Here is a 23,818-nt window from a genome sequence, read left to right as displayed (position 1 = left end):
TAGGTTCATTCATAGGAAGTGGTTTTTGCTTTTTCAAAATATGTTAATAATGCGCCAAGGGTTCTCCTGCAACCTACAGTCCTTAGCCGCCGCTTATCTTCGTGTTAATTTTATATAATCAATCACAATGGAGCCGGCTTTTGTGGCTTGAAACCGAATTGGATAGGTGCCTGCAGCCGGGAATGTCACCTGGCCTAAATCCACAGGAATATATTGATTGGCCGTTGAACTAAGTTGATTGACCGCTTCCCCTTTCGCTTCACCATTTACATATGCCTGAACCGTTGCCCTTCCTGTTGTATTGGTCTTATATTGATAAGACACATCATAAGTGCCTGCCGTTGGAACATCGATATTGAATTGAATCCACTCTCCAACTGGTACGGAATTGGTCTGTAAATAGTAAATTCCATTCGTTGATGAAGTGGAGAGTGTAATACTTGGTATACTTTTAGTAACCGAATTGATTTGCGACTCCCCTTCAATCAATATCTCAAGCGGAACAATGATCCGATAATTTGCTTTTGTCGTTCCGTCTTCGGCGGTCACAACCAGAATATCCCCTGTTTCAAGCACACCTGAATCCTTTGGATGACCTGAGGAACCGGTGACGGAGTAAGTCTGTGCCGTCCCATCAGTTGACTCAATTTGACTGGTCAAGTCAGTTACTGTAGTACCCAAAACCGTCGTAATGGTATTTCCCTCCGTGTCCAGATTGGTAATATTGTCATGACCGTCTCGTTTCAATTGAATTGAGGTATTATGCGGATCCTTTACAATTGGCGGATACGCTTGACCATCTGTCACAGTTGCATTGACTAAGTCCTCAAGCGGCGTCAGCTGATTGCCCCAAGTCTTCTTATAAAAAGCAGCATTTTTCACGGTAATATTGCTGGAATTTTTTAATTGTATGACACTTGGGTTATTTTCCCCTATAACCATTGTTAAACGGTCCAGCACCGCATTTTTAACATCGTCTAACACAAAAGCATAGCGATCATCATTTTTCTCAAAATTTGTCGTTACATTTTTGAACGTCAGTCCATCGACATGTCTTGCCCAGAATCCGTAGGCAGGCTGTACACCGAAGTCACCAACATTGTACTTGCCAACACCTAGCTCAGGAGGACTGATATGTGAATCAGCATAACTGTTGCCGCCCTTTACTAAAATATCGACGTTTTCAAAGTTTACATTCTCGATATAACCGATACTGCGTCCATCCGGCAGTTGCGGACCGCCCTCACCAACCTTATAACCAGCAATAATCGGTGTTGCCTTACTTTGATTGGTATAAGGAACCCAGCGCTTGGATGGGTCGCCGTATTGGCTTCCTTGGTAAACCTGTTCAATATTTACATCTTTAATGTAAATGTTTCTCACGTGTCCGATATTAACGTTTGTACTTAATAGTTCATCACGTTGCACACCGTTTTCCATAAATTTCATCCGCTGCGCTTGTCCGCCAATCACCCGGCCCCGATTGGAGATTGAAATGAAGAATGGTGCCCGGGTGCGCCGCATCTGAGCCTCATGGTGGATTGGCCCTGTTTTGCCTGAATTCAAGTAAATATTTTCAACGGTTGCGCCGTCATTGGTTGAAATCGAGAATCCCGCTTTATTTCCTGCTAATACATAAATATTATCGACATACGCATTTCTGATGTCGTCTGCTGTTTCGCTGCCAATCTGGAATAGATTACAGTTTGTGTCGCCAATAATATTGCGGACATAAAAATCAGTGGCAGGTCTTGTAAACCCTAATGAAGAGTCGCTGCCCGGTTTGACAATGTCATCGGAAGTCCCTTTGGCATAGATGTTTTTAGCCGTGACATAGCTGCTTTCCATATAGTCAAATACGTCCCTGGCCTGTCCGCCTTTTCCTTTATCATAATAAAAGTCATGCGTGTTGATATGGTCCGTGCCGGTTGCCAGCAATGCAAAGTGACCGGCATTATCCACTCTCAGCATATTGCTTATGTCTTTTTGCTTCACTTCATTTTTTCCGTCTTTGTCGATGCTTTTAATATAATAGGGCTCGTCTGTGGTTGGTGAATCTGTCTCTTCATACCACAAATCAAGTCCATTATCTAAACCGCCAAATTCAAAGTTGGTGCTTAGCTTTAAGGTAACCATCTTATCTGTGCGATTATCTGGGGCATTATTCATGACCCCATCACTAGTCACAAGATTGCCATTGCCAGTAATTCGTCCATTTCCAATAATTTTGACATTGTCGACCCTTTCACCAAAGAACATACTGTTCCTAAAGTATGTGTGGCCAACATCCTGCTTCGTCATGTAATTTTCAGGATCACGGTATGGCCCTGTGTCTGTAGGGGATGTACCCGAGCGATAAGCTTTATCTGAAAAATAAGCTGACTCAGGGGCATCTCCGCCTTTTAATGCGGCAATCGTTGCATCTTTATCAACATATAAGTAGACATTGCTTAGCAGATGTACGGTTCTTACATTAAACTTACCATTCTCAAACAGCAGCGTCCCTCCGCCAATCGAATTAAGGTACGCAATCGCATTATTTATGGCCTCTGTATCATCAGCGGTTCCGTCACCCTTTGCACCCATAAGCTTAGCGTTAAATTTTCCTGTATAGAATTTAGCAATATTTGATTCTCCGTTATTCTCCCCGCCGGTGACGGCGAGCCTAAAGTAGTATTCTGTATTCGGAGCCAGGTTCTGAGCCTCAACTTCTCCACTTTGTTTATCCACTTTTGCATAGCTTTCCGTCCAGGTTGTTCCCTTATCTGTTGACTGCATCAACTTGATGAAGGCAGCATGCTTCGGAGCAGTCCAGCGGAATTTAGCCTTCGTGTAAGTTTCGCTATTTTCCTTATATGTTAGGCTCTTATCTAAAACTCTATGAAAGTTGCTTATCGTTTTAACCACATTTAAGCTGACAGTACATGATGGACTTGGTAATACTTCCGGTTCAGAGGTCGTGTAGGAAGCCTCAAACTGATAGCTGCCTTTTTTTATAGATACATCCTTAAAGGTGATTTGCAGATCCGCTCCATTTGCCGGTCTTAAATCGAGACCCTTGAAAGTGATGACTTGGCTGCCGTCCTTGTTGTTATCAATCTTGACCGTCCCTACTTTTTGGAAACGATATCCTTCCCCGACTCTGCCGATGGACTGTGTCTCAAGCCCAGAAAGCTTGACTTCCCCTCTGCCAATTACATTGACAGTGGTGTTATCCATCGTGGCATTTATACCCTTTGGAACTTTAAGAACCACCTCTGTTGCCGGACTTCTCATTCCTGCAAAGAAATTCAATACAACATCCGATTCGGTCTTTTCCGTAATTTCGTTGTCTTCGAGTTCCATTTTGCCGCGGACGGCACCTTCGATAACTTTAATCTGGTAATCGTAGGAATCCTCTCCTGCCGTTACGGTTAGAACATCACCTTGGCTGATTCCATCTGTCGGTTGTTTTACTAACCCATTTACATCCTTCACGGCATATGTTTGGGGTACAGCTGCTTTGGAAGTAATTTGATTGAATAGTTCCCCCACTGTTTTGATTTCTAACGTGGTGCGCCCCTGACCTTCAGGGGTATCGACTGTATAAATAAACGTATCACCCGCAGTAAGCGTAATCGCATCATTGGAGACAGCAAAAATATTTATGCCTTGTTCTGATGGTATAATTGATAGCTTTTCAGGTACCTTGCCACTGCCTTCGAGTTGATCATTCTTGATTTCTTGGGTTTCAGCGGCAGATGCGGTTGCGTGAAAGCCTTCCCCGAGTGAGGCTAATACAGTCGAAAATAAGAGCACCAAAAAAGCCATTGCTGAAAATCCTTTTTTCACTATCTTTGTCATCCTTCCACTCCCTTATTGTTTATTTAACCAGATATCCACTCGCTTATGTTTTGGTTTACATCCTCCTTCCTGAAACAGCCATAGAATTGTTCGGTCCTTCTTGGGAGCGTATACAAAGATTGTATAGCAGATGCCGCTGTGCCATAAGGGGTAGTTTTTATATATTTTTTAGAAATTTTTAGATTATTTGGCTGTTATAATGAAATGGGTAAAATGGCACATAATGGTGGGATCAGTCTGACTTAGAGAGCGCTGGAAAAAGAAAAAGCCAGATCATGCTCCTGGCTTTAAGAGATTGGATGTTTCGTTGTCATTACCCACTGCGCAATTCTTTCTAAACACTGACCTTGCCGCGTTGAAACGATTTGCGAAATTCTGAAGGTGTTTTTCTTTTTATTCTTTTAAATGTGTTGCTGAAATATGACAAATCCGCATAGCCAAGACGATGGGCTATTTCTGTTATTCTAAGAGATGTGCGTGTGAGCAGCCGCTCCGCTTCGTCCATACGCAATTGCTGAACATAATCCAAAAAATTTTGATTCATTTGGCGCTTAAAAAGCTGGCTTAAATAGCTTGGATTCAAGTGGACCTCCTTTGCTGCCTCCGTCAAGGTCACTTCACCTGGCACCCTGGATTTGATGAACTCTACCACATGTTCCACAGTGGACTTTTCCAATGGATTTGGATCCGATTTCTCTTCACTCTGCTCAACGAAATCCACACAAAGATTGAGCCATCTTTCTAAACAGACTGTCATTTCCTCAACTTCTACAGGCTTTAGTAAATAATCGAATGCACCTGCCCTTAGAGATTGCTGGGCAAAGGAAAAATTATCGTGACCGCTAATCATCACAACTGCTTGTCTTTGATTGACCGAACGCAATTGCTCCAAGAATGTTAAGCCATCCATGACAGGCATCCGAATATCCGCCATAATTAGGTCTGCATGATTGGTTTTCAGCCAGTGCAGCGCTTCTGAACCATTGCTGCTTTCGTGGCAGACCATAACCGGCAGACCAGTCTTTTCGATAGTCCGTCTGATGGCGGTCCTTCCCCATCTTTCATCGTCTACAAGTAATATTTTTTTCATTTCTCATGCCTCCTAATTCATTACCGGGGCGGAAACGGCAATTTGATATCAACAGGACTCCTTCGGAATGCTTATATTTCGTAATCCGAAATATTATCCATGTAATATTCAGACGAGTTAAACCACTGTAAATCGCCGCAAAACAGGTTTAGTTTTTTGAAGCGCTTTCAAACTGATGTAATACTGCTGTTAAGCCAGATCGGATTCAATTAGGCAAGAATGATGATTGGAAGGTTTTTATTGCTCATCGATATCTTTTGCAGACAATCCCAATCTTGTATATGAAATCCCAATTCTTTGATACTATCATATTATTTTTAAATTATCTGTCAATGCAACTTTTTGACTATTCTCCCCAGTGGATTAAACTAGAACAATAAATAAGGTCCTTTCAAGCACTTTTTCCAATTGAACAGAAAGCGGGCATTTATAATCCCCGCTTTCTAGTTCAAGTCACGATTTATCTGGATTTACTTGTCTTTGCCACCAGGAAAGTCAACCCGTTTCACATTGATATGATAGGTTTTTGGTTCACCTTTCTCCGGCGTCACTTCTATATAGATTGGATTATCGCCAATTTTCAATAGAATTGGCTGCAACTCAGAGCCAGCCACACCATTTACCTTCACTCTTGCAGCAGCATCGGCGGTAACCGGTGTAATCTTAATTCTGTTCATATTTCGTTTCAGATTAACTGTATACTCAGTTACATCCGCATTAAACGAAGGAGACAATGTCCCCTCGCTAAGGATCAGCCGGCTCAAGTCAGCATTCGTTTCCGACGGAATAGCAGATACTTCAACATCATCCAGGTTCATATATCCGATACTGGAGCTGTCTAATCTGAATCTGAAAAGGAAGTTCGGTTTATCAAAGTTATTTGGATTACTAATCGTAAAAGTGAACGGAGTTTTGGCATACGTATCAGTCAGTTCCGAATGACTGCTGTCCCTGAGCAACTCACCTGATGTATTCCAGGTATTCCCGTTATCAACTGACCATTCACCGACCAATTTATAGCCATTAGATTTATTTTGTGTTCTTGCGTTAAATGAAATGGTCAAATCCTTATAGCCTTTCGTACTTACATTCACCGTGGCAGTAGACCCGTTTGCTGAATCCTTCAACAGCCTTAATGCTGCCGGCATCGACCGGGTATGGGTTGAATTCCCATCTTTCACAAAGATTTGCGCCGGGGCTTTGAATTGGCCTTGATCATAATAGCCTTGATACCATGTTAGTGGTTTACTGTCAGCTGCTACTTGTGGGAATTTTTCCATAATATCGAATAAGCTGACACTGCTATCCTGTGATAATATTTCATCAATTCTTGGATCGGACCTGAATTCAGTGAAGCCGGATTGATAAATTTTAACAGGAAACTTTTTGTCGGATTCTGTTACCTTTACCGTATATGTCTTTGTTGAACCATTTGGCGATTCGACTGTATACTTGACAGGGGCCGTAAAATCATTGGCCGTTTCACCGCTCACTTGCACGGACTTGCCTACTTTTACACGCTCCCCGGTTGTGATAAAGGAGGCAACTAATCCTTTTCGTTCCGTCCCCTTTGGCACCGTTACGTTGATCTCATTACCGTAGATGGTTCCAACCACAGGGGTATATAATTCCCTGAAGCTAAACGTGACGATTTCTTTCCGCGGGCTTCCCCCAGGGAGAACCGGTGCGACCAGATTTGCCCGATGGGTGGTTAACTGGTCTTTTAGCATGATATCGGATGCACTCCAGTAGGAATCTTCCCCGAACTTGGCAGCCGCTTCCCGCAAGTATGTAGAGAAAATCCTTTCGTCCTCTTGGGCCTCGAGTTCATCGTATGGCCATCCTGCGAAATCAACTACATAAGGAGTAATAAAGTCATAAGCCTTCCGGATTTCCCCTCCAGCGTTCCAAACATCTACGCCTACTTGATCACCTATCACTGCCAGCATGGTAAATGGGATCAAATTAAAGGTGAAATAATGGAATGGCCGCGTTCTCCGCAGCTCTTCCGGCATGGTCCCATCGTCCATAATTTGCTCCGCCATCCGCGGAATTGTTGTTTCTTGTAAGTAATTCTTGGCTTTAATTTTAGCACCCAGATAAAGATTATAGGCTGTGAACTGGGCATCAAACCAGGTGCCATGGTTATTGGCGGTATTTTTCTCGTCCTGAGCCACTGAATTCGTTTCCAGCCAGTTCGTATATTCTGATAACCAGGTCTTAAACTCGATGGTGTCGTTAGTCGTCCAGCTGTTCGAAGGAGAGATGAGCTGGATGTCATCAATGATATCCAGCAATTTATCCGATTCCAGTACTCCTTCCTTACGGCCGTCGGTTACGCCTGGAACACCCTGGGCATACCTCATGTTTGGATTCATCTTGGTTTCTGGATTGATAAACCAGGTTTTTAAAAGCAGCGACGCATGTTTAGCGTACTCTTCCTTATTGGTTAAATAGTAGGCAAGTGACAGTGACGATACGGCATCCCTTAAATCCATAAAGCTCTGCTTATCATATTTTTCCGTATAGCCTTCAGGGTTAAATTCGCCATCCCTGTTAATATACGGCATCCCATCCGGTTTTGTAGGGTCCGGCCACCAGTATGGTCCGATACTCCAATAATCATGAATACTGGCATTAGGAGCGGGGGTCGGTTTGTACGTTACAGAATAAGGACCCTTGGTTAAAGCTGTATCGGCCTCTCCAATTAATTTATTTACCGCATCCGTATATTCTTTGCTGCCACTTGTTAGGGATTCTTTAACATTTGTTAACTGCTGGGATTTGATGAGAATCGTGTTTGGCTTTTCCGTCGGGATCATCGATAAAATGACCGCGTCACTCTCCGTTCCATCCTTTGCGGCAGTCTTAACGGTAAAGGTATATTCCTTGCCATTGGTTAGACCGTCAATGGTTACCTCCCCGACGCCTTTATCGACTATCTTCGTAATCGGGTTAGGATTGGAAGGATCGGAGATGTCTGTTATGATGACCTGATCGAAATCCAAATAGTTAGTATCCTGTGCCGGGTCCTGCCAATGGATGATTCCTTGTCCGTTACCGTTGACCACGAATGCATTCGTGACTGAAGCGGTTTTGGCAGGAACATCGTTATATAGTTCGAATTCTGATACATTAAAATTTTTTACAGTATCCACAATAGTAAAGGTTACTTTTACATACCGGCCCTGCACTTGTTGATCAAATGCAGCCGTTTCTGTTCTGGGACTGTTTGATGCTTTGTTCTCGATTGATTTTTCATAGGCAGCATTCCATATGGAGCCATTGTCATTGTTATATTCAATCTTCACTTTATCGGAACCTATATTGGTTCCGAATTGCAGGACAGCCTTGTTAAAGGTCTTTACTGACCCAAGGTCCAGAATACACCAAACCACTCCATCCGGTCGGTCAGAACTATTCGGCTGCCACAAAGTTGCTGTAATTCCATCTACAATATTGGCTAATGGATTGCTTCCCGTCATTGAACTAGAAGCATTTAATGCGGCTGCATGCAGCGCCAAATTAACCTGTTCAGCAGCCTTTGCTGTTTTCATCTGAGCGCCCGTTTGAAACAGCGAAGCAACCAGAAGAATAATCATAAATAAGCTGCAGATTCTCCGGAACCTATTTCGTATGAACATGGAATTCCTCCTTCATTTTTTAATCAGCTATTCAAAAAAAGGAAACCCTCCGGTCCAAACGTCCCGAAAGGGCCTCCTTTAAAATTTTATTGGGTATTACGGCTGGGACCAATATTCAATCAGCTGCTCAACCTTAGTGCTTAATTCTTCCTTTGCGCTGCCGGAAATTTGGTCTTGCAGTCCTTTATTATTAATGTGCTTTTGGAAGTCTTGTAAACTCTTAACCGCTTGAGGCAGGTGCTGCTTGCTGTACTGGTCTTGTGCCTGTGTTAAATTTTCCTTTAGCTGTACCAGCAAAGCTCCTTGTACACCTCCAGAATTCGCATAGTCATCGACAAGCTTGTTAATTGAATCGACACTTAGCAGCGCCAGTTTTACCTTGAATGTTTTCCCTTTTGCATTTTTTACATCGATGGACAGTTTAATTGTTGGGTACGTGTGGGAAATGGAAACACCACTGTCGGCCGAAACCACAAACGCTGCCGGGTTATTGATTTCAAGATTGATCGTGCCAGCGTTTTTCTGAGTTGGATCCGATACGGAGATCTCCAATTCATTTCCGGATTGCATAGTCATGACCGAAGCCTTTTTATCACTGGAAATAAAATCTTTTCCATCAACTTTTAAAGGTTGGCTATTATCATTCCAGAAATTTGCCGCCACGATATTCAGTTTCTTTTCCTGAACAGCTTGTACATCACCAGAGTTTTTAAGCACTTGGATATCAGGATTATTTGCATAATCTGTTGTTTGGCTGCTTGTTTTGTTTGGCAGAAGTACATATTCATACGTATCGTTGACAGGATTTTTTCCGTGATCTTTCCAGAGTGTTACAAAGTTTCTGGTTACATCCGAATCATCGGTAAATTTAGGATACAGGTTACTATTGCTCCATTTATCCGTTCTTGCTTCACGCAAGGCATTTATTGTAGTCGGTTCCGGGAAGTAGTAACCGATATCGGAACCAGTTGTATTTCCTTGTAAATGAATGGTCTTAACATCGTTGATTGACTCTTGCCAGCCTAAATTTGCTGACTTGGCAACTCCATTAACTGTCAGCTCATTCGTGCCGTCATTTTTAATTTTTCTGTTTTCGATTGTTGTTTCAATTGTACGGTTGTCGGTGCTATTAATGCCTGCACCCAATGCAACAACCTCATCATCGAACATGAACCAGGATTTTTTGGCTGTCAAAGTGTTTTTCCAGGCTTTGGAGCCGTTCGATGCCATGCCGGATACTCCGTATAGCCCTGCGATGTTTGTACCGCCTACCCAATCTTCCGCACTCGCTTTGCTTTGTCCCTCGCTAGACTTTCTTGTCTGGGTGTCGACTGTTGTGCCAGGGATTCTGTACATATTAACGGTTCCCCAATAATCATCACTATATTGGCTCAAATCGCTATTATACAAATAGGTAGCGCCGTCACCCATATACCAGCCTTTGAGGTTTTCATCGTTAATAGATTCATAGTTATAGATACGGCTGGAAGACATGCCAAGAGCGAAGCCGAAATCCGGACGTAAATGAACGGTACGGTCCATGTTAGCAAATTGGCGGTTCGTGACCAGTTCTCCCCTTGGTTTAATCGTTGAATCGTTCACAATTTGCTTGGCCAGTACGACATGATAAATGGGAGCTGTTTCATAAAAACTCAGGTACGTATCCGATTGGATCCACTCTTTTACCATGCTTTTTAGTCTTGCTGCATACTGAGGCGGAGCAAACGAGGCAAGGTGTAGAATCGGTCGGATGGTTTCGTGGCCCATTAAATGATCCTGCTGATTAAATCTTGAAATTTCCCTTCCGCGAATTATATCCATTAATCCGCCTTTATAAATAACAGGCTCATAGGAATCAAATATCCATTTGTACATGTTATCCAGGTTAGGGTCTTTAACCTTCCAATCAGAACCGTCTAATAAATAAACGAAGGATACCAGATTGGCAAGCAGCGCTTTCCCATACCCTCCAGTATACGGATGGTTTCCATGCTGCAGGAAGGAGCCGTCTTTATAAAATCCATCTCCAGTTGTAACATATTCAAATAACGGGCTAATCGCGTCACGTGATGCGGCAAGCTTGTCCCCATCACCTAGGATAATCGAGCGAATTCCTACAACTTGTGCAACATACATGAGGTTTGCACCTGTTGCCTTGCCCCCATTGGCCTTCGTTGGATCTGGGGTAAATTTATCAATTACTGCCATATAATTGCTTATTTCTTGTTTGGATAACTGATCATATATCAAAACGACTGTATCATTAAGAGCAAGCGGTGTACCGATACACCAGTCAAACCAGTTTGTCTTGCCAATTGATCTGTTGGTGTTATATTTTTTTTGGTATAGCCAGTTTAATCCATTTTTAATATCTGTTATTAATTGAGGGTTTTGATACAATGTGACTGTTTCCCCAGAGCTGTTTTTGATGGCTGCCCCTTTAGTTTCATAAGCCACTGCCATGGCATTTAAACGTTGATACGCCAGTGTCATCGGGCTTGATTTACTCTTTTCTACCGTGATCACACTGTCGTCTAGATCCTCCCAAATATAGTTATCCGGATTGGTTTTAACCATGGGTTCCCAATAGTCATATGCGGTCTTTGCAATAATGTTCACCTTGCTGGCCACATCCGGGTCTTCCAGCGAGAAGTTACCCCCTACTAAATAAGACTTCCATTTTTGCCTCAGGACTTCAAAATCTGTTGACGTTCCTTCTGCCGCAGAACTATGTTTCACAGCAAATGGTAAAATGGTTGCAAACACAACCAGAAAAGCTAAAAGCGTTTTCCCCACTATCGATAATAGATGTCTCACTTGCTCTTTCCCCTCGTTTCTTAAAAGATTAAAAGCCTCATCAACCAGCAAAGATTTTTTTAATCTATTCCCCCCTTCAAGAAAACACGCTATCAACTTACTTTAAGTATGCAAGCGATTTCAAAAAATCAAGTATATTTTAACATTGGTCTAATATTCAGAATACACATACATTTTAGGAGTTTTTGCAAAATTTTTAGGAATTTTGCTAAGTCTAACATAGCCAATTCTAAAGAAACCGCAAAAAACCACTCCCTAACTTTTTAGGAAGTGGTTTGGTATTGATTATTTGAATAAGAACTTTTTTGACTTACTTCTGTTATTCCGAAGGTTTATTTTTCCTTAGAAACGGCATTATACTTGTTTAATTTTGTAAACCGTTTTTTCTTTTTTAGGTACTTTTCGTTAAGAACTACCACTTTCCGGTTCTCAGTGGTTAAGTATTTTCGATAAACTGTTTTATATTTTTCAAACGCAATGTTCCCTAATATATAAATTGGGAAGATCATGAACATGTGGATGACTATTTGCAGCATTAAATCAATTTTATTCCCCATGACGTATTTAGTCATTACAGCATGAGTCAAAAGAGAAGCCATTATAATTATTACTATATTACAAATATGGAAAGGGACAGTATCTGTTTTTTCATGTAACACCCGCTCAAGTTCGGACTTAATATAAAGAGTTGTAAATACTGATATCACAATCACGAAAAGGGAAACTACATATGTAAGAACAGTGTTCATTTATTCCGATTCCCCCACTCTCATGTTTTGAAACAAATAATTATATATTCATTGTAACACAAGAAATGGAAAAAGAAGCTCCCCATAAGTTTGCTCAACTCACGAGAAGCTTCATGTTATTTATTCCAAACCCTAGATATTGGGGCTGATATTACATCATGCCGCCCATACCGCCCATACCGCCCATGTCAGGCATTCCCATGCCTGCACCAGCTGGTTCTGGCTTATCAGCAACTACAGCTTCAGTTGTTAAGAACATAGCTGCAACAGAGGCTGCGTTTTGAAGTGCAGAACGAGTAACTTTAGTTGGGTCAACGATACCAGCGTCGATCATGTTTACCCATTGGCCGCTAGCAGCGTTGAAGCCTGTGCCAACTTCTTCATGCTTTAAGCGCTCAACGATAACAGATCCTTCAAGACCAGCGTTGGTAGCGATTGTGCGAACTGGCTCTTCCATCGCACGAAGAACGATGTTGATACCCGTTTGCTCGTCGCCTTCAGCTTGAAGCTCAGCCACTTTGCTGTATACGTTTAGAAGGGCAACACCACCACCGGATACGATACCTTCTTCAACTGCAGCACGAGTTGCGTTTAATGCGTCTTCGATACGAAGCTTACGCTCTTTTAATTCTGTTTCAGTTGCAGCACCAACTTTGATAACTGCTACACCGCCAGCCAATTTAGCAAGGCGCTCTTGTAATTTTTCCTTGTCGAATTCAGAAGTAGTTTCTTCTAATTGAACGCGGATTTGGTTCACGCGAGCTTGGATTGCTTCAGTGCTTCCTGCACCTTCAACAATTGTTGTGTTTTCTTTTGTGACAACGATTTTAGCAGCGCGTCCTAAAGAAGTAATTGTAGCAGACTTAAGGTCACGGCCAAGCTCTTCAGTGATCACTTCAGCACCAGTTAGAGCAGCGATATCTTCAAGCATTGCCTTACGGCGGTCACCAAAGCCAGGAGCTTTAACAGCAACAGCATTGAATGTACCACGAAGCTTGTTCAGTACTAAAGTTGCAAGTGCTTCACCTTCAACATCTTCAGCAATTAGCAATAATGGCTTGCCTTGCTGTACCACTTGCTCAAGAACAGGCAGGATTTCTTGAATGCTTGTAATCTTCTTATCAGTGATTAATACAAATGGATTATCTAAGATAGCTTCCATTTTGTCAGTATTTGTAACCATGTATGGAGAAGCATAGCCACGGTCAAATTGCATACCTTCAACTACATCCAATTCAGTAGTGAAGCCTTTAGATTCTTCGATTGTAATGACGCCGTCATTGCCCACGCGCTCCATTGCTTCAGCGATTAATTGGCCAACTTCTTTGTCATCAGAAGAAATAGCGGCAACTTGAGCGATAGATTCTTTGCCTTCAATTGGTTTAGAAATAGCTTTAAGTTCTGCAACAGCGGCAGTAACTGCTTTTTCGATACCTTTGCGGATACCCATTGGGTTAGCGCCAGCAGTTACGTTCTTTAAGCCTTCGCGAATCATCGCTTGAGCAAGAACTGTTGCAGTTGTTGTACCGTCACCAGCAACATCGTTTGTTTTGCTTGCTACTTCAGCAACAAGCTTTGCACCCATGTTTTCGAATGCATCTTCTAATTCGATTTCTTTTGCAATCGTTACACCGTCATTTGTGATTAATGGTGAACCGAATTTTTTCTCAAGAACCACGTTGCGTCCTTTAGGTCCAAGAGTAACTTTAACTGCATCAGCAAGTGTATCAACACCGCGAAGCATTGCGCGGCGAGCGTCTTCACTAAACTTAATCTCTTTAGCCATTGTTAAAAAACCTCCTCATATGTTTAAAAACTTTTATTTTTCAACTGTTGGATTTACTCGCCTACAACAGCAAGGATATCGTTTTCACGTAAAATTAAGTATTCGGCACCTTGGTATTTCACTTCAGTACCAGAGTATTTTGAGAAGATAATGCGGTCGCCAACAGAAACTTCAACAGCTACGCGCTCGCCATTGTCAAGCACACGGCCAGTACCTACAGCTACAACTTTTCCTTCCTGAGGCTTTTCCTTTGCTGTATCCGGTAATACGATACCGCTTGCAGTTTTTTCTTCTGATTCAACGAGTTCGATGATGATGCGATCACCTAATGGTCTTAACATTCAAACAACCTCCTCAAATATGTGTTATTCGGTCATTTATTAGCACTCGACTATGATGAGTGCTAACACAATTATTATAATAATGAATCTGAAAATCTTTTGCAAGTCTGATGCATAAAATTTATTAAAAAAAGTTACCCTTTTTTTCCACCTTATAAAGTATGGATAAAATCCATATTTCTATTCAATCTATTCAAAGCAGGCATTCAAAATTGAAACTAATTTGTCATTAAAGGTAGAATGAAGAATAGTGATTGATTACATTTCGATTGGAAAAAATAGATGGAAAAGGAGTTTTGATTTGAAAAAGGAATACTGGATTGTCCTTATTGTTTATATTGCCATGCAGCTTTCCAGCTTTGCCGGGATTCCTGCATTTATGTTTGGATTTCGCCTTTTTGGATGGAGGCAGGAATTTGTGGTACCGGTTTGGCTGATCACAAGTTTCACCCTTGCCTTTCTCATCATTCTTGTTATCCTAAGAAAAGAAATGAAGCCTGGGGTCCATAGTGAAAGAAACACTTCAATCGGTCATTCAATAAAGTGGGCGATTTTAGGGGTTTTCCTTGCCCTATTTGCCCAATATACGGCTGCCATCATTGAGCGCCTTATTGGGATTGAATTGGGCTCTAAAAATACACAGGAAATCCTCACGATCATTAATGCCTTTCCTTTGGCCATTCTTGTAACGAGTATTATCGGCCCTATTTTAGAAGAAATTGTGTTTCGAAAAATTATTTTTGGGGCTTTTTATAAGCGGTTTAATTTCTTCATTTCTGCCCTAATCAGCTCGGTGGTCTTTGCGCTTGTCCATATGGAGCCTGAGCATCTGCTTATTTACTCGGCGATGGGCTTTACCTTTGCCTTTCTTTATGTAAAAACTAAACGTATCCTGGTGCCGATTTTCGCCCATGTATCTATGAACACGATGGTCGTCCTTGTTCAGTCGGTTTATAAGGATGACATTGAGCGGCTGATGCGTGAGGCAGAGGCAGTTCAAAACTTTATCGGAGGATTTCTATGAGACGTTCACCTTTGTTTTCCGGTTTGATTTATTTAATACTTGGTGCACTGTTCACCTATTTTGCAATCGATGATGTCCAAAACAATGGCTGGGGCTTCTTCAGCTACCTTTTGGTCATCCTCGCCACCTTTGATTTTGGGTCAGCCTTAAAGATGATTGCTATTCATTTTAAGTACAGGGATAAAATGAATAAACAATGATGTCTTTATTTTTGATTGGACCAATGAAAGCCATTTTCCTTTCTGAATCCACTTAAAAAGTCCTTCATTCGGCTAATGAAGGACTTTTCCCTTTCAGCTTTCACTCAAAATGTCCTTCATACCGTCTATGAAGGACATTTTCCTTTCCGATTTCACTCAAATTGTCCTTCATTCCGCCTATCAAGGACATTTCCACTCCCGATTTCATTCAAATTGTCCTTGAGACCGCCTATCACGGACATTTCCACTCCCGATTTCATTCAAATTGTCCTTGAGACCGCCTATCACGGACATTTCCACTCCCGATTTCACTCAAATTGTCCTTGAGACCGCCTATCACGGACATTTCCACTCCCGATTTCACTCAAATTGTCCTTGATACCGCCTATCAAGGACATTTCCGCTCCCAATTTCACTCAAATTGTCCTTGATACCGCCTATCAAGGACATTTCCGCTCCCAATTTCACTCAAATTGTCCTTGATACCGCCTATCAAGGACATTTCCGCTCCCAATTTCACTCAAATTGTCCTTGATACCGCCTATCAATCACGGACATTTCCCTTCCCAATTTCACTCAAATGTCCTTGATGCCTTCAATAAAGTTTCGCCCCGCTCCATTAATTGACCCCTGTTAGAGCTATCAGCTGTAAGCTTTAAAGAATGAAGCGCAGAATAAGTCCCATTCGGCAGCTGCTCGCGGTAGATTTGCTTTTGCAGCAGATTACGCGGCCACTCCCACTGTTCGTTTACGACCACATCGCGGAAGATACGCGGCAGCGACGAAAATTCCTCCATGACGCCATGAACAGCAAACACGGAGATAGCCTTCCGTAAAATTTCTGCCCCCTCATTTGTAGCACATATTTTCTGCAGCAAGACAAGTTCACGCAGATTAAATAATTTTTCCTAACTTCAATTGGATGGTCCAATATAATTCCTGGATTAAGCGGCTTATCCAGCTGCAAGAATGCCCCCGCCGTCGTTCGCTCTGCGGCATGCTGGATCCGTTTCAACTTGCTTGCTGTGAGTGGATAGTCTTTTACCTTCTTCCCAATAATACTTCGGAAATCGCTGTACAAGTTTGCCTCTCGAGATGCCCGCAGCATAAACCCAGCACAGGCATCCCAATTTCCAACCGCGACAGGTCAATACAATTCCGACTGCAACTGCAATCCCCTTATCCTTTGGACTAGCGTCAAATGTAAGCAGAAAAACAAAAAAGAGTCTGAAAAATTCAGACCCCTATCTTTATTGGTGCGCCTTTCTATAACGGTATTGGTTCCACTGATAATGAATAAAGCATCCGATGCAAAAACCTAGGATTGCCACAAAGGCCGCCGCCGCGACAAGAATTGTGAACACATAGCCAACACCATTCCATCCCAGCAGGAATCCTACAAATCCAATTCCCAAACACGATACGGCAATTTTTTGATTAAATTGCTGCTGCTCCCAATCCTCAGGGATATAAGCCTTTGGGTCCTTTCTTAAAAACAGTTTTGCTATTTGCATAATCGGATTAAACCCGAATAAAAGACCAGACAAACCGGCAACTAACGGCACTAACAAAAACCATTCCTGTCCGGATAACCATGTTAACACAACACTTAAAACAATTGTCCACTGGTTTGTTTTCACGAGCGGCCGTGGGATTGAACGAACTGTTTCTGACATTTTAATCCCCATCTTTCCTATTGGATTACGATACTTATTTGTATATTTATTTTACTTACTTTAACTCCCTTTGTATAGTTATCTGTTTAGGAAAAATGTTTCCAAACGAAAAATGGGCTTCTCACCTATTTTGGCGAGAAGCCCATTTATTATTTATTCTTCGACTTCGTCGTTTGGATAATGCTTTAAAAAGTAAACAAGTGACTGCAGCTCCACCGCCAGGTCAATATGATGCACGCGGATCGATGAAGGTACATTCAGTCTTGCTGGAGTAAAGTTTAAAATTCCTTTTACGTTCGTTTTCACAAGTTTATCTGTGATCTGCTGAGCAACCGGAGCCGGCACCGTCAAAATCGCTACCGAAATATTTTCCTCGATCAAATACTGTTCTATATCGTCCATCGAATAAACTGGAACATCGCCTATCGAATCGCCAATTTTTCCAGGGTCCACATCGAAGGCGCAAGCGATTTTTGTGTTATTATTTTTTAAAAAATTGTAGTGTAAAAAGGCTGTGCCAAGATTACCCACCCCGATTAACGCTACCTTTGTTAATTCATCTTGATCAAGAGTTTTCCGGAAAAACGATAACAAGTAGTTTACATTATAGCCGTACCCCTTTTTCCCAAGGGCTCCGAAATAAGAGAAATCCCTGCGAATCGTGGCCGAGTCCACCTTTACAGCTTCACTCAATTCTGCAGATGACACCCTCTGCTTGCCAGAAGAATGAAGGTTTTGTAAAAATCGATAATATAAGGGCAGACGCTTTGCTGTTGCCTGTGGTATTTTCATCGTTTCATTGGACATATTTCTCCCACCCTTCAATTTTAATGGATATATTAGATATTCCTTCTAAAATCACCGTTTTTGCCGCCGGTTTTTTCTAACAGAAAGGTTGGTCCGATCACCATCCCTTTATCAACTGCCTTACACATATCATAGACGGTCAGGGCACAAACAGAGGCGGCTGTTAGCGCTTCCATCTCAACTCCGGTACTGCCTTTGGTTTTCACTAATGCAGCAATATGCAGTATATATTGTTCCTGCCCGGCCTGTTCCCACGAAAAACTAATATTGATACCTGTTAATGGGATCGGGTGGCACATTGGAATGATATCCCATGTTTTTTTCGCCGCCATTACCGCAGCAACCTGGGCCACTGCTAAGACATCGCCCTTTTTCATTTCGTAGTTTGTGATTTTTTCATAAATTTCAGTGCTTACTGTTATGCTAGACTGGGCAAGTGCCGTGCGTGCCGTTTCCGGCTTATCGCTGACATCGACCATCTTGGCCCGGCCTTCTTCATTAAAATGAGTAAATTCAGCCATAAAAAAATCCTCCTACAAAAAATAATACAATATTTTTATGTCCATGTGTGTGAAACTTTGAACTATCGGTATATTTTTTTATAATTCCATTAAAAATTTCACTTCATTGCCGACATTCGGGTAATACGGTACACTAGTCATAAGGTAATAGAGGTGAAAAAAATGATTTTATTACAGGTTAACCAACTACAAAAATATTATGGTGCTGAACTTATTTTATCGAATATAAAACTGGAATTACAAACCCGTGACCGTGTTGCCCTTGTCGGACGCAATGGAGCGGGGAAATCAACGTTATTGAAAATCATCGCCGGCGAAATGGGCTATGACGGCGGCGAAATCATCAAACCAAAGGATGTTACCGTTGGTTATTTGGCACAAAATACGGGTTTGGAGTCCAATTTGTCCATTTGGGAGGAAATGCTGACGGTTTTTGAGAACCTGCAGGCGATGGAAAAAACGCTACGGAAGCTGGAGGAGCAAATGGCCGATCCTGCTGTTTTCGGGGACCCAGGAAAATACGAACGGGTATTAAAGGAATATGATGAATTGCAAATAAAGTTTAAAGAGCAAGGCGGCTATCAATATGAAGCCGATATCCGCTCTGTATTGCATGGGTTAAATTTTTCTGATACTACATTAATGATTTCAAGTCTAAGCGGCGGACAAAAGACACGGCTTGCGCTAGGCAAACTGCTGCTGACAAGACCTGATATTTTAATTTTGGACGAGCCAACCAACCATTTGGATATCGAAACCCTTTCCTGGCTGGAGCAATATCTGCAGGGCTACGATGGCGCGATTTTAATTGTTTCGCATGACCGCTATTTTTTGGATAAAGTGGTTACAGAGGTGTATGAACTATCACGCCGTCTGATTCAGCGATTTACCGGTAATTATAGCTCTTATCTTGAGCAGAAAGCTGCCAATTATGAACGCGACATGAAGCTTTATGAAAAGCAGCAGGAGGAAATTGCCGCCTTAAAGGATTTCATCCAGCGCAACATCGCACGGGCCACTACTACTAAGAGGGCGCAAAGCCGGCGGAAGAAACTTGAAAAAATGGAAATCATGGACCGGCCATCAGGGGATGAAAAATCCGCTTCCTTCTCATTTGAAATTGAGCGCCAAAGCGGCAATGATGTACTGACTGTTGATTCACTTGCTGTCGGCTATGATGGCGAGATGGTTTCCGAGGATATTTCCTTTCGTGTCTATAAAGGCGACAGTATTGCCCTTGTCGGCCCTAACGGAATCGGGAAGTCGACCCTTTTAAAAACAATTATTAAAAAGCTTCCCGCTTTGGCTGGAACTATTCAATACGGAACCAATTTGTCCATCGGGTATTACGATCAGGAACAAGCCAACCTTACCTCCAATAAACGCGTCTTAAACGAACTATGGGATGTATATCCACTGAAACCAGAAAAGGAAATCCGTACGGTGCTTGGAAATTTCTTATTTTCCGGTGACGATGTGCTTAAAAACGTTTTGTCATTAAGCGGCGGTGAAAAAGCCCGCCTAGCCCTTGCCAAGCTAATGCTCGAGAAAGCAAATTTATTAATATTGGACGAACCTACCAACCATTTGGATTTGGACAGCAAGGAAGTTCTTGAGAATGCTCTAATTGATTATCCAGGTACTATTTTGTTTGTTTCACACGACCGTTATTTTATTAACAGAATCGCAACCAAGGTACTAGAATTGAGCCCTGAGGGCAGCACAGAATACCTCGGCGACTACGATTATTATGTGGATAAAAAGCTAGAGCAGGAGGAACTTACGGCACTTGCATTGGCAGCCTCCGAGAAGAAGGTTTCTGCTTTTGTGCCTGCTGAAAAAAACAGTTATCAACAGGATAAAGAAACGAAAAAACTGGAACGCCAGCGAAAACGTAAATTGGAAGAAATCGAGGAACGCATTTCGGAGCTTGAAGAACAGATTCAGAATTATGAACAGCAATTATGCGAGCCAGAAGTTTTTCAGGACCATGAAAAGGTTTTAGAGATTAATTTAAAAAGTGAAAAGGCTAAGGCCGAACTTGACGAATTAATGGAAGAATGGGCCGAGCTGGCAGAATAATGTGGATAACCGGACTGTTGGAGTCCGGTTATTTGTTATGCTTGTAATCCAAAAGGCCTAATTTTCCACAGAATTATTCACATTGTAAATGCCATTATTTCAGTTATCCAATTAACTTTTCCACATTATCCACAAAAAAACGCCTATTTATCCACATTATCAACATTAATCACTGAATTATCCACAATTCATTTGAATTTTCCACTTTTTCAAAAATTTTTTATCCACAAAATTGCTATTTTTATATTAGCCCAAATTCAATCAAATGTTTGTTTAAATCTTAAAATGCCTATTTCAAGGATTTGCCGTTTTCAATCTAACGTTTGATTAGTTTATTGCCAATATCAATTAAACGTTTGATTAGTTCATCAACCAAATCAATTAAACGTTTGATTAGATTCTTTTATTAAAAAAACCCTTCCTTATTAGGAAAGGTCAGGTGTTATATGTTTCTATATCCAATCCAGGTATCGCGTTTAGTGATAAGTCTGCTCGAATTCCTTTTTCAAACATGACACTTCCGGCAGCTGCTATCATGGCTGCGTTGTCTGTGCATAAGGATAATGGAGGAATGACTAATTCAACATCCGCCTTATCTGAAAATGCCTTTTCCAGGGCTGCTCGAAGCCCCTTATTGGCTGCTACTCCTCCTGCCAATAATATTTGGTTGACGCCATATTCTGCAACGGCTCTTACGGTCTTCGTCACCAATACATCAATGACACTTTCCTGAAAGCTCGCGGCCAGATTCTCCGGGGCAATCGTCTCACCACGCTGCTCGGCATTATGAACCGTATTAATGACCGCTGATTTTAAGCCGCTAAAGCTAAAATCATAGGAGCCTTCCTCCAGCCAGGCACGGGGCAAATCAATAGTAGGACGGCCTTCATGGGCCAAACGGTCAATATGCGGACCGCCTGGATATGGCAGATTCAATGTTCTAGCTACCTTATCATAGGCTTCACCCGCTGCGTCATCCCTTGTTTCGCCAATTACCTCAAAATGTCCATGATCTTTCATGTAGACAAGCTCCGTATGGCCCCCTGAGACCACTAAAGCCAACAAAGGGAATTTCAGCTCTGTTACCAGCCTGTTTGCATAAATATGACCGGCAATATGATGGACCGGCACAAGCGGTTTATTATGAGCAAACGCAAGTGCTTTGGCGGCATTGACGCCAATTAATAGGGCACCCACCAGACCCGGCCCTTCCGTTACCGCAACGGCATCAATTTCAGTAAATGTTAGATTCGCCTGCTTCAATGCCTCTTCTATCACGATCGTAATCTGTTCAACATGGTGGCGTGAGGCAATTTCCGGAACGACCCCGCCAAACCGTTTATGACTTTCGATCTGCGAGGCAACCACATTGGCCGTTATCTCTCGGCCATTTTTGATAATTGCCACCGCCGTTTCATCACAGCTTGTTTCAATTCCTAATATCAACTGATCATTTTTCATAAATTCACCCACATTACCAGCGCATCCTCCAAATTATCTGAGTAATAATTTTTCCGAATTCCGCCATTTTGAAACCCTAGTTTGCGATAAAGAGACTGAGCGATATGATTCGTTACCCTTACCTCTAATGTCATGCTTCTTGCACCCCTCTCCTGGCAGACGGATATCAGCTTTCGCATCATCATCTCTCCAAGCTTTTTGCCGCGGTACTCAGGAAGAATCGCGACATTCGTCACATGACCTTCATCAATTACAACCCAGACTCCACAATAGCCAATAATTTTATTTTCATGTTCGAGGACGATATAAACAGCAAAGTTATTATTGTGCATCTCATTATAAAATGCTTCCCTGCTCCACGGGGTTGTAAATGATGCATGCTCAACCTCTAATACTTGATCGATATCCTCTTCCCTCATGTAACGAAAAACATAAGAATCTTCCATCTTTCTCTATCCTTATCTTTATAAAGTTTTCCCTTGCGCCTCTAACCACTTTGCTTCCGCTTCTGCTAACCGAATGTAATTAGGGACAAAGGTGTGTACGTCTTCCCCTTGTTTGTCTTTTCCCAGCATGGCCAGCTCGGATGGACGGGGATTGTTTTCTGTTATGCTTGAAAAAACGGCCTGAGAACCTAGTTTCTCTGTTATTCTTTCACGGTGAATAGACAAATCATTGCCGACAAATAGAACCGGTTTGTCCAATTCGGATAACTTCCCTGCCCAGTCAACCGCCATTGTTAGTTGGTCCGGCTCAATTACTTTTAGCTCTCCATTCTCGACTTGATACAGACTTGTATAAACCTGTCCCCGTCTCGCATCGAATATCGGGGAAATAAGCCCGTCAAAATATCGACCTGGCCCTGCTGCCAGAATTTCAAGGCTTGATATTCCAACAAGTGGAATGTTTAAAGTCCATGCCAGCGTTTTTGCTATCGTAACGCCGATTCTAACACCGGTATAAGATCCTGGGCCTTTAGCTACTACAATTTTCGTTAAATTGGACGGCACCCTTTCACAATCCTTCATTAACGTCTGAATGGCAGGCATAATCCGGACAGAATGGTTCTTTTTCAAATTTGTTATATACTCGCCAAGTACTTCCTTCTCTTCTAAAAGCGCGACTCCTAAAGCATAATTAGAAGTATCAATTGCTAAAATGGTCATGCCAAAATCTCCTTACATAATTGCTCATACCGCTCACCTTTTGGTACCAATACAAATCTTCTATGGTCTTCCCGCTCGCGATATAAATAAATAGTCAGCAGTTCCCCTGGCAGCTGGTCTTCAATTAAATGTGCCCACTCAACCACTGAAACCCCATCGCCTTCAAAATATTCATCAAATCCCAGGTCTTCCATGGAATCTGCTACCCGATAGACATCCATATGATATAATGGCAGCTTGCCTTTATATTCTTTAATAATCGTAAAAGTTGGACTGTTAACAGTTTTTTTTATATCTAAACCTTTTGCTAAGCCTTGGGTAAAGGTGGTTTTTCCTGCACCCAAATCGCCCTCAAGTGCAATCACATCTCCCGGCTGCAAAAGCTTAGCCAATCTTGTGGCAAAATGTCCAGTTTCCTCCGCATTAGCTGTCTTCCATTCAAATTGGTTCATAGCATCACCTTTTAACCTTACCATATCTATATCTTCATTTTACCTTAATTACGTGCAAAAAAAACCTTAGGAAGGCTCCTAAGGATGTATTTATATATGTATAAAATAAAAATTGGCATAAAAAAAGCCGAAACGTTGTTTCGTGCTAATTTTTACGTA

At 42.0% G+C, this 23,818-nt stretch carries 18 protein-coding genes; 3 read left to right on the top strand and 15 right to left on the bottom strand.

The window, feature by feature from the left end:
- Positions 1–93: 93 nt before the first annotated feature.
- From QNN06_RS01460 to groES, 7 genes are all read right to left on the bottom strand, one after another.
- Positions 94–3,843 (bottom strand): carbohydrate-binding domain-containing protein, encoded by a 3,750-nt coding sequence (locus QNN06_RS01460; RefSeq protein WP_284036799.1) that lies wholly within the window; start codon positions 3,841–3,843, stop codon positions 94–96.
- Between the two features lie 334 nt (positions 3,844–4,177).
- A complete protein-coding gene (locus QNN06_RS01455) occupies positions 4,178–4,933 on the bottom strand; it encodes a response regulator transcription factor (protein WP_284036798.1) in 756 nt (251 codons plus the stop codon).
- A gap of 470 nt (positions 4,934–5,403) precedes the next feature.
- Complete coding sequence (locus QNN06_RS01450; RefSeq protein WP_284036797.1) at positions 5,404–8,577, bottom strand: alginate lyase family protein; 3,174 nt, start codon at positions 8,575–8,577, stop codon at positions 5,404–5,406.
- 96 nt (positions 8,578–8,673) lie between these two features.
- Complete coding sequence (locus QNN06_RS01445; protein WP_284036796.1) at positions 8,674–11,394, bottom strand: polysaccharide lyase 8 family protein; 2,721 nt, start codon at positions 11,392–11,394, stop codon at positions 8,674–8,676.
- Between the two features lie 332 nt (positions 11,395–11,726).
- Entirely contained in the window at positions 11,727–12,143 is a 417-nt protein-coding gene (locus QNN06_RS01440) for a hypothetical protein (RefSeq protein ID WP_284036795.1), read from the bottom strand.
- A 151-nt stretch (positions 12,144–12,294) separates the two neighbouring features.
- The gene (gene groL, locus QNN06_RS01435; protein ID WP_213121186.1) at positions 12,295–13,929 is read right to left on the bottom strand and encodes a chaperonin GroEL; all 1,635 of its coding nucleotides are present in this window, start codon (positions 13,927–13,929) and stop codon (positions 12,295–12,297) included.
- A 53-nt stretch (positions 13,930–13,982) separates the two neighbouring features.
- Positions 13,983–14,270, bottom strand: a complete 288-nt coding sequence (gene groES / locus QNN06_RS01430) for a co-chaperone GroES (RefSeq protein WP_284036794.1) — start codon at positions 14,268–14,270, stop codon at positions 13,983–13,985.
- A gap of 301 nt (positions 14,271–14,571) precedes the next feature.
- On the opposite strand from groES, the gene QNN06_RS01425 reads away from it, so the two are divergent.
- A complete protein-coding gene (locus QNN06_RS01425; RefSeq protein WP_213121188.1) occupies positions 14,572–15,294 on the top strand; it encodes a CPBP family intramembrane glutamic endopeptidase in 723 nt (240 codons plus the stop codon).
- Positions 15,291–15,494, top strand: coding sequence for a YdiK family protein (locus QNN06_RS01420; RefSeq protein WP_213121189.1), 204 nt, complete (start codon positions 15,291–15,293; stop codon positions 15,492–15,494). Before QNN06_RS01425 ends, QNN06_RS01420 begins: the two co-directional genes overlap by 4 nt.
- A 572-nt stretch (positions 15,495–16,066) precedes the next feature.
- On the opposite strand, the gene QNN06_RS01415 is transcribed toward QNN06_RS01420, so the two are convergent.
- The 4 genes from QNN06_RS01415 to moaC all read right to left on the bottom strand — a co-directional run bounded on the left by QNN06_RS01415 (position 16,067) and on the right by moaC (position 18,498).
- Positions 16,067–16,312: a hypothetical protein gene (locus tag QNN06_RS01415; protein WP_284036793.1), complete on the bottom strand. Its 246-nt coding sequence runs from the start codon at positions 16,310–16,312 to the stop codon at positions 16,067–16,069.
- A 432-nt stretch (positions 16,313–16,744) separates the two neighbouring features.
- The gene (locus tag QNN06_RS01410) at positions 16,745–17,170 is read right to left on the bottom strand and encodes a DUF4395 domain-containing protein (RefSeq protein ID WP_284036792.1); all 426 of its coding nucleotides are present in this window, start codon (positions 17,168–17,170) and stop codon (positions 16,745–16,747) included.
- Positions 17,171–17,323: 153 nt separating this feature from the next.
- A complete protein-coding gene (locus QNN06_RS01405) occupies positions 17,324–17,977 on the bottom strand; it encodes a redox-sensing transcriptional repressor Rex (RefSeq protein ID WP_217037464.1) in 654 nt (217 codons plus the stop codon).
- A 32-nt stretch (positions 17,978–18,009) separates the two neighbouring features.
- Complete coding sequence (gene moaC / locus QNN06_RS01400) at positions 18,010–18,498, bottom strand: cyclic pyranopterin monophosphate synthase MoaC (RefSeq protein WP_284036791.1); 489 nt, start codon at positions 18,496–18,498, stop codon at positions 18,010–18,012.
- A gap of 162 nt (positions 18,499–18,660) precedes the next feature.
- On the opposite strand from moaC, the gene QNN06_RS01395 reads away from it, so the two are divergent.
- The gene (locus QNN06_RS01395; RefSeq protein ID WP_284036790.1) at positions 18,661–20,580 is read left to right on the top strand and encodes an ABC-F family ATP-binding cassette domain-containing protein; all 1,920 of its coding nucleotides are present in this window, start codon (positions 18,661–18,663) and stop codon (positions 20,578–20,580) included.
- A gap of 435 nt (positions 20,581–21,015) precedes the next feature.
- Here QNN06_RS01395 and tsaD read toward each other — a convergent pair whose 3' ends face one another.
- From tsaD to tsaE, 4 genes are read right to left on the bottom strand one after another with little or no spacing between them, the layout of a single operon-like run.
- Entirely contained in the window at positions 21,016–22,041 is a 1,026-nt protein-coding gene (gene tsaD / locus QNN06_RS01390) for a tRNA (adenosine(37)-N6)-threonylcarbamoyltransferase complex transferase subunit TsaD (RefSeq protein ID WP_284036789.1), read from the bottom strand.
- On the bottom strand, positions 22,038–22,487 hold the full coding sequence (rimI, locus tag QNN06_RS01385) for a ribosomal protein S18-alanine N-acetyltransferase (RefSeq protein ID WP_213121195.1): 450 nt from the start codon (positions 22,485–22,487) through the stop codon (positions 22,038–22,040). The genes tsaD and rimI overlap by 4 nt, the downstream gene beginning before the upstream one ends.
- 18 nt (positions 22,488–22,505) lie before the next feature.
- Entirely contained in the window at positions 22,506–23,207 is a 702-nt protein-coding gene (tsaB, locus tag QNN06_RS01380) for a tRNA (adenosine(37)-N6)-threonylcarbamoyltransferase complex dimerization subunit type 1 TsaB (RefSeq protein ID WP_284036788.1), read from the bottom strand.
- Complete coding sequence (gene tsaE, locus QNN06_RS01375) at positions 23,204–23,659, bottom strand: tRNA (adenosine(37)-N6)-threonylcarbamoyltransferase complex ATPase subunit type 1 TsaE (RefSeq protein WP_284036787.1); 456 nt, start codon at positions 23,657–23,659, stop codon at positions 23,204–23,206. Before tsaE ends, tsaB begins: the two co-directional genes overlap by 4 nt.
- Positions 23,660–23,818: the final 159 nt, after the last annotated feature.

Source organism: Neobacillus sp. 114 (genome assembly GCF_030127045.1).
In the GTDB taxonomy this organism is placed as follows: domain Bacteria; phylum Bacillota; class Bacilli; order Bacillales; family Cytobacillaceae; genus Neobacillus; species Neobacillus rhizophilus.
This window is presented reverse-complemented; position numbering and strand designations above follow the sequence as displayed.

What these genes read in the sequence shown, in the direction of transcription:
- QNN06_RS01460 (WP_284036799.1), bottom strand. Translation starts at nt 3,843, where the DNA reads ATGACAAAGATAGTGAAAAAAGGATTTTCAGCAATGGCTTTTTTGGTG.
- QNN06_RS01455 (WP_284036798.1), bottom strand. Translation starts at nt 4,933, where the DNA reads ATGAAAAAAATATTACTTGTAGACGATGAAAGATGGGGAAGGACCGCC.
- tsaB (WP_284036788.1), bottom strand. Translation starts at nt 23,207, where the DNA reads ATGACCATTTTAGCAATTGATACTTCTAATTATGCTTTAGGAGTCGCG.
- QNN06_RS01440 (WP_284036795.1), bottom strand. Translation starts at nt 12,143, where the DNA reads ATGAACACTGTTCTTACATATGTAGTTTCCCTTTTCGTGATTGTGATA.
- moaC (WP_284036791.1), bottom strand. Translation starts at nt 18,498, where the DNA reads ATGGCTGAATTTACTCATTTTAATGAAGAAGGCCGGGCCAAGATGGTC.
- tsaD (WP_284036789.1), bottom strand. Translation starts at nt 22,041, where the DNA reads ATGAAAAATGATCAGTTGATATTAGGAATTGAAACAAGCTGTGATGAA.
- QNN06_RS01420 (WP_213121189.1), top strand. Translation starts at nt 15,291, where the DNA reads ATGAGACGTTCACCTTTGTTTTCCGGTTTGATTTATTTAATACTTGGT.
- QNN06_RS01410 (WP_284036792.1), bottom strand. Translation starts at nt 17,170, where the DNA reads ATGTCAGAAACAGTTCGTTCAATCCCACGGCCGCTCGTGAAAACAAAC.
- groES (WP_284036794.1), bottom strand. Translation starts at nt 14,270, where the DNA reads ATGTTAAGACCATTAGGTGATCGCATCATCATCGAACTCGTTGAATCA.
- QNN06_RS01450 (WP_284036797.1), bottom strand. Translation starts at nt 8,577, where the DNA reads ATGTTCATACGAAATAGGTTCCGGAGAATCTGCAGCTTATTTATGATT.
- QNN06_RS01395 (WP_284036790.1), top strand. Translation starts at nt 18,661, where the DNA reads ATGATTTTATTACAGGTTAACCAACTACAAAAATATTATGGTGCTGAA.
- QNN06_RS01405 (WP_217037464.1), bottom strand. Translation starts at nt 17,977, where the DNA reads ATGTCCAATGAAACGATGAAAATACCACAGGCAACAGCAAAGCGTCTG.
- groL (WP_213121186.1), bottom strand. Translation starts at nt 13,929, where the DNA reads ATGGCTAAAGAGATTAAGTTTAGTGAAGACGCTCGCCGCGCAATGCTT.
- rimI (WP_213121195.1), bottom strand. Translation starts at nt 22,487, where the DNA reads ATGGAAGATTCTTATGTTTTTCGTTACATGAGGGAAGAGGATATCGAT.
- tsaE (WP_284036787.1), bottom strand. Translation starts at nt 23,659, where the DNA reads ATGAACCAATTTGAATGGAAGACAGCTAATGCGGAGGAAACTGGACAT.